This window comes from Clostridium algidicarnis DSM 15099, from assembly GCF_002934235.1.
In the GTDB taxonomy this organism is placed as follows: Bacteria; Bacillota; Clostridia; order Clostridiales; family Clostridiaceae; genus Clostridium_L; species Clostridium_L algidicarnis.
Window position 1 is genome coordinate 453290 of record NZ_PTIS01000001.1, and the last position, 6711, is coordinate 460000.

Below are 6711 nucleotides of genomic sequence, written 5' to 3' on the forward strand. Positions count from 1 at the left end.
AAAGGGAGCTGTAGATTTGAGCAGAATTAAGAGCATAGGTATAAATGTAAATACCTCTAAGGATAAAGATGAAAAAACACTTAAAGAGATAATAAAGATTATAGAAAAGAAATTAGGACATATAGATATAAAGGTATATAAAGACTCAAAAGGACTCGGTGGAAATGAAGACCCTAATATAGAAATGTTGATATCCCTAGGTGGAGATGGAACAATGTTAAGTAGTGCTAGAGAAGTATCACAATTTAATGTGCCTATACTAGGAGTTAATATTGGTACCTTAGGTTTTTTAACAGCAGTGGAGATATTAGAATTTGAACAGGCCATAGATGTTATTTCAAAAAACAACTATTCTATAGAAAAAAGATTAATGTTAAATTGTGTTGTAAACCAAAACCATAAGGAAGAACTAAGAGCATTAAATGATATCGTAATATCTAAGGCTGTGCTTTCAAGAATAGTTATATATGATATAGAAATAAATGATGTTTTTTATTCTTCATTTAAAGGTGATGGTATTATAATTTCCACACCCACAGGATCCACTGCATACTCATTATCAGCAGGAGGTCCTATAATATATCCCACATTAGATTTAATAAGTGTAACCCCTATATGCCCTCACACACAAGGAATAAGAACTATGATATTTAAATCTTCAGATAAAATTAAAATTACTGTAAGAATGGACAATGAAGAAATTTATCTTACATCGGATGGACAAAATTCACTAAGACTTTCAGATGATGCAAGTGTTGTTATATCTGGTGACCATAATAAATGTCATATAGTTAGGCTAGATGGCTATGATTATTTTGATATACTTAGAAAAAAGATAATGTGGAGAACTGAAGAGGTTGTAGGTGATAGATGGTGAAATCTAAAAGGCATTCAAAAATATTAGAAATTATATCTTTAAAAGATATCGAAACCCAAGAAGAATTAGCAGAAGAGCTAAAAGAGAGTGGATTTAATGTAACTCAAGCAACTATATCTAGAGATATTAAAATGTTAAAGCTAACAAAGGTTTTGTCCTCTGAAGGTAGATATAAGTATGTTGTAATTTCTAGAGATCAAAACCAAATATCAGATAAACTTGCAAGTGTTTTAACTAATACTGTTTTGTCCATAGAAAGCATAGATAAGATGGTGGTTATAAAGACACTTTCAGGGTCCGCATCAGCCGCAGCAGAAGCTATAGATAATTTACAACTCACAGAAATTGCAGGGACTATAGCAGGTGATAATACCATATTAATTTTAGTAAGATCTTTAGAAAGAGCTGAAGAATTAGTAAGAAAGATAAGAAAGCTTATATAAAAATTAAAAATTATTAAATAGGAATTTAAGGTGGTAAGAAAATGCTTCTTCAACTAAATATATATAATTTTGCATTAATTGAAAAGCTAAGCATATCATTTAAGGGTGGATTTAATGTGCTTTCTGGAGAAACAGGAGCAGGTAAATCTATAATTATTGATGCCATTAATTATGTTCTTGGCAGTAAATTTAATAAGGACTTAATAAGAAGTGGAGAACAAAAAACTTACGTCGAAGCTATTTTTTCATTAGAAAACCCAAAGACACTACTATTATTACAAGAGTTAGAAATAGAGTATGATGATATTATAATCATAAGTAGAGAAAGCTTTCAAAATGGCAAGAGTATAGTAAAGGTTAATGGAAAATCTGTAATCCTTTCCTCACTAAAAAATATATCAAGTACACTTATTGATATTCATGGTCAACATGAAAATCAAAATCTTTTAGAGGCTAGCAATCACATAAACTATTTAGATGATTTTTCTGATAGAGATTTTGATATAAAGAAAAAGGATTATGAAAAAAGCTACAGAGAATTAAATGATATAATTAAAAAAATTGAAGATATAAAAGGAAAAGAAGATAGAGAAAAGCTAATTAATTACTTAGAGTATCAAATTAATGATATTGATTCTGCAAATTTAGATCCAGATGAAGAAAAGAATTTAGAGGAACGATTTAATATATTATCTAATGCAGAAAAGATAAGTAAGAGTATTAATATAGCCTATGGAGTATTAAATGATAGTGATGAAAACTTCACATCTACAAAGGATTTAATAAATTCAGCCCTTAAAGAGTTAAGAAATATAGAAAAGCATTCAGAAAAAATAAATACTTTAGCAGAGCAACTTCAAAGTATAGGTTTTTCTATGGAAGATATAATACTTGAGCTTAGAGGCATAAAAGAAGATATCATATATGATGATAATGAACTTGAAAAAATAAACGCTAGATTATATAAAATAGCGGATTATAAAAAGAAATATGGGAAAACTATAGATGAAATTCTTCAATACAGAGATAATATTAAAAATCAATTTGAAGAGATCACAAATAGTGAAGAGATATTAAAAGAACTTGAATTAAAAAAAGAAAATTTGATGAAGATATTAGAAAAAAAGGCAGCTATCATACATGAATTAAGAAAAAAGACAGCTAAGATATTAAAAAGTAAAATTAAAGTGGAATTAGATTATATTGGTCTTGAAAAGAGTAATTTCGATATATCTATCGAATATACTGACTCATTTAATATTGATGGTAAAGACAAAGTGCAATTTTTAATCTCCACTAATCCAGGCGAGCCTTTAAAGCCTTTAGAAAAGATAATTTCAGGTGGAGAACTTTCAAGAATAATGTTAGCTTTAAAGACTATATTTGTAGATAATGATAAAATTCCTACAGTTATCTTTGATGAAATTGATACTGGAATAAGCGGTAGGATTGCTCAAAGAGTAGCAGAAAAGATGTATTTAATATCTAAAGCACATCAAGTTTTTTGTATAACTCATCTTCCTCAAATAGCGAGCATGTCAGATAATCACTTTTTAGTATATAAAACTATAAATAATAATAAAACTTATACGAAACTTACGAGTCTTACCACTAAAGAAAAAGAAATAGAGGTAGCAAAAATGATAGGTGGGATTGAAGTTACAGAAGTTACTTTGAAAAATTCAAGAGAAATAATTAATTTAGCAGATAAATCAAAGGAGACACTATCATAAAATATCATAAATTTAATACATACTTAATAGATATAATCACAAAATAAAACTATAAATTAATTTATAGTTTTATTTTTTTGAAGTTTATCAATAAATAGAGCTTTAAAATATATATTTACTCTTATAACATTATTATTACAGGATATTAGTATAAGAAAAAGGGGAATTTAAAACTAATGAAATAAAAAAGGAGGAAAAGGCATGAGAAAAAATATATCTAATAAGTTATGCTTTATTTTAACTCCTATATTTATTCTTTTTTCTAATATATTTTTTAGCTTTAGTGAAACGCCAAATTTAATATTAGTAAAAGAAAGTCAAAGCATAAATGTAAAACAAGTATTACAAAAGAATGATATAAACAAAGACACCTTAAAATCCCATCCTACATTTTTTACAAATAGAAGCACTTTAAATCCTTTGCAAAGTAAAAGTATTATAAAACCTAATGGAAAAAGTATTTCAGAAATAGAGATTTATCCTGGTGGAAATAGCCTTGGAATAAAACTCAATACAAATGGAGTGTTAGTAGTTGCATATTCACAAATAGAAAATGAATCAGAAAATATACCTAGTATATCTGAAAAAGGTGGAATTGAAATTGGCGATAATATATTAAAAATAAATAATGTGGAAATAAATACTGCAGAAGATATGGTAAAAGCAATAAATAATTGTGAAGGAAAAGAAATTTCACTTATTATTAATAGAAAGGGTAATATTATTGAGAAAAGTATTACGCCTGTAAAAGGTAAAGGCGGAAGATACAAAATAGGATTATGGATAAGGGATTCAACTTCTGGTGTAGGGACACTAACTTTTTATGATGATACTACAAAAAAGTTTGCTGCATTAGGTCATCCTGTAACAGATGAAGATACAGGAAATATAATGACTATAAAAAGTGGCGAAATTATAAAGGCATCTATTGTAAGTGTAAAAAGAGGGGAAAAAGGGAGTCCTGGAGAACTTAAAGGAAACTTTATAGAAGAAACATTACCCTTAGGAAATATAATAAATAACACTGAATGCGGAATTTTTGGAGAAGTTTCAGATAGTATAAAAGGTTTAAAGTTTAATAAGCCCCTAAAGATAGCCTCAAAAGAAGAATTAAAAGAAGGACCTGCTGAAATAATAACAACCATAGATGATTCAGGACCGAAAAGATATAAAATAGAAATAGAAAAATTATTATACCAGGATAAACCGGGACCTAAGAGTATGGTAATAAAAGTTACAGATAAAGAACTTTTGGAGAAAACCGGTGGAATAGTGCAAGGCATGAGTGGAAGTCCTATAATTCAAAATAATAAGCTAGTTGGGGCTGTAACACATGTATTAATAAATAAGCCAGACACAGGATATGGCATATATATAGAGTGGATGTTGAAAGATTCTGGTATACTAGACTAATAAAAACAATTTACTGTTAAATTTATATATAATTAAAAGTTTACCATCATATATATAAATAAAATGGAAAATACTAAAGAGATTTAAAACTTTTTAGTATTTTCCATTTAAATAACATAAATTATTTAGTTTAAGAAGGAAAAGCATTAGTTTTGTCGAAATAGTAATTGTTAAGATTTGGAATAAGATATTAAAGGGGGAAAGGTAAGATGGAAGAAGCAAAGATTTCAGTTCTAATTGCGGATGATAATAAAGAATTTTGCAATATTTTAAATGATTATCTACTTAATCAAAAAGATATTGTAGTAGCAGGTATAGCAAAGGATGGGTTAGAGGCATTAAAATTAATAGAAGAAAGAAAACCTGATTTAGTTGTTTTAGATATTATAATGCCACACTTAGACGGATTAGGTGTCCTAGAGAGATTAAATATTATGAAAATAGATCCTATGCCAAGGGTGATAGTATTATCAGCAGTAGGACAAGATAAAATAACACAACGAGCTATAAGTTTGGGAGCAGATTATTATGTAGTAAAACCTTTTGATATGGATGTTTTCATAAAAAGAATAAGGCAAATGTTTAATAATACATTAGCTACAGATACAAAGAAAACTGTTGTTTCAATATCAGATAGTGTAGAATTAAGACCACTAAAAAAAGAACCCATGGATTTAGAAGGTGAAATAACTAACATAATTCATGAAATAGGAGTGCCGGCACATATAAAAGGATATATGTATCTAAGAGATGCTATAAGCATGGTAGTAAACGATATGGAGCTTTTATCAGCAGTAACAAAAGAACTTTATCCTTCCATTGCAAAAAAATACAATACTACTCCAAGTAGAGTAGAAAGAGCAATAAGGCATGCTATTGAAGTAGCTTGGGGAAGAGGAGAAATAGAAACTATAAATAAAATTTTTGGATATACTGTGCACAATCAAAAAGGAAAACCTACAAATTCTGAATTTATTGCTATGGTAGCAGACAAGTTAAGACTTCAAAATAGAGTAGTATAAATTAGGGGTACTACAGTGTGAGAAAACTTGGACTTATATTTATAGACCAATGGATATAAAACTATTCCAATGAATATTTTAAATTTAGAATATTAACCTTCAATATTTTTAAAAAAGATATTGGAGGTTTTTTATTGTGAAGGGCAATATAAAAGTTATAAGAATATGAACTCCATAATAGACATATATATATCTAAGACATATGATAATAAAAAAGATCTAGGGAGGAAAAAGTAATGAGAGATAATAAGTACGTTAATGTTATTACTCAGCATATTCAAAACAACTTTTGGCTTTATATTGTAAGCTTGTTATTTTTGTGTACAGGCATAGTACTCGGAATATATGCAATGAAATATATGTCAGAGGTAGATAAATTAGATTTATCAAATTATTTTAATTCATTTATTGAAATCCTTACTTCAAAAGAAATAAATAATAAAAGTATATTTTTTGAAGCAATAAAAAATAATGTATCTATGATTTTTCTTATATTTTTCTTAGGAATAACTTTTGTGGGACTGCCTTTAATACTTTTAATTAATTTAATCAAAGGATTTACTATAGGATTTACCATCTCATTTGCCATAGATATGTTAGGGGGAAAAGGCTTAGTATTAGCTTTAATTGGGGTTATACCGCAAAATATAATATACATTCCTTGTATAATGGGAGCATCGGTAATATCTATGAGGACATCTTTAGACAAGATTAAAAACAACCTCTTTGGTAAAAAAAGCTATGCTATTAGCGAAAATAAAAATATGATAGTCAGTATAGCTACAATAATACTTATAGTAAGTTTAGGTATATTAATGGAAAGTTATGTTACTCCTTCAATATTAAAATATTTATTACAATAATAAAATGCCTATAATACGTTAGAGTATAATTTTAGTAGGCAGAACTAGTATAAAAAACTATATAAATAAAAGGAGATGCAAAAACATCTCCCCAATACATAAATTATCCATTATAATTAAGTTGCAAACACAAAACTGAATGGAGTTGAATTTATGTATAATGTTAGTTTAAATGAAAACGGCTTAACTTTCAAGGAGATAGAGAAAAAAATTTATAAGATGGTTTGTGATGAAGCCTGCAATGTTTTAAAAAGTGTGTTGGAAACTTTAGATGAAAAGATACTTAAAGAAAGAGATATTAAAGTATATAGAAATAAGGGACTTAAAAAGACTTGTTTAAGAACGATTATGGGGGATGTT

The 6711-nt window shown here is 27.7% G+C and carries 7 protein-coding genes; all 7 read left to right on the forward strand.

Going from position 1 to position 6711, the window contains the following annotated elements; translation table 11 throughout:
* Positions 1-16: 16 nt before the first annotated feature.
* The gene (locus BD821_RS02255) at positions 17-877 is read left to right on the forward strand and encodes an NAD(+)/NADH kinase (protein ID WP_207719887.1); all 861 of its coding nucleotides are present in this window, start codon (positions 17-19) and stop codon (positions 875-877) included.
* On the forward strand, positions 874-1320 hold the full coding sequence (locus BD821_RS02260) for an arginine repressor (protein WP_029453177.1): 447 nt from the start codon (positions 874-876) through the stop codon (positions 1318-1320). Before BD821_RS02255 ends, BD821_RS02260 begins: the two co-directional genes overlap by 4 nt.
* Before the next feature lie 41 nt (positions 1321-1361).
* Entirely contained in the window at positions 1362-3053 is a 1692-nt protein-coding gene (recN, locus tag BD821_RS02265) for a DNA repair protein RecN (protein ID WP_104409094.1), read from the forward strand.
* A gap of 201 nt (positions 3054-3254) precedes the next feature.
* Entirely contained in the window at positions 3255-4466 is a 1212-nt protein-coding gene (spoIVB, locus tag BD821_RS02270) for a SpoIVB peptidase (RefSeq protein ID WP_104409095.1), read from the forward strand.
* Between the two features lie 209 nt (positions 4467-4675).
* Complete coding sequence (spo0A, locus tag BD821_RS02275; protein WP_104409096.1) at positions 4676-5488, forward strand: sporulation transcription factor Spo0A; 813 nt, start codon at positions 4676-4678, stop codon at positions 5486-5488.
* A gap of 236 nt (positions 5489-5724) precedes the next feature.
* Positions 5725-6351, forward strand: a complete 627-nt coding sequence (gene spoIIM / locus BD821_RS02280) for a stage II sporulation protein M (RefSeq protein ID WP_104409097.1) — start codon at positions 5725-5727, stop codon at positions 6349-6351.
* Between the two features lie 153 nt (positions 6352-6504).
* A partial coding sequence (locus tag BD821_RS02285) for a UPF0236 family transposase-like protein (protein ID WP_207655260.1) occupies positions 6505-6711 on the forward strand: 207 nt, incomplete at its 3' end.

Excerpts from the sequence above, each read along its gene's own strand:
- recN (WP_104409094.1), top strand. The coding sequence starts at position 1,362 with ATGCTTCTTCAACTAAATATATATAATTTTGCATTAATTGAAAAGCTA.
- spoIVB (WP_104409095.1), top strand. The coding sequence starts at position 3,255 with ATGAGAAAAAATATATCTAATAAGTTATGCTTTATTTTAACTCCTATA.
- spo0A (WP_104409096.1), top strand. The coding sequence starts at position 4,676 with ATGGAAGAAGCAAAGATTTCAGTTCTAATTGCGGATGATAATAAAGAA.
- spoIIM (WP_104409097.1), top strand. The coding sequence starts at position 5,725 with ATGAGAGATAATAAGTACGTTAATGTTATTACTCAGCATATTCAAAAC.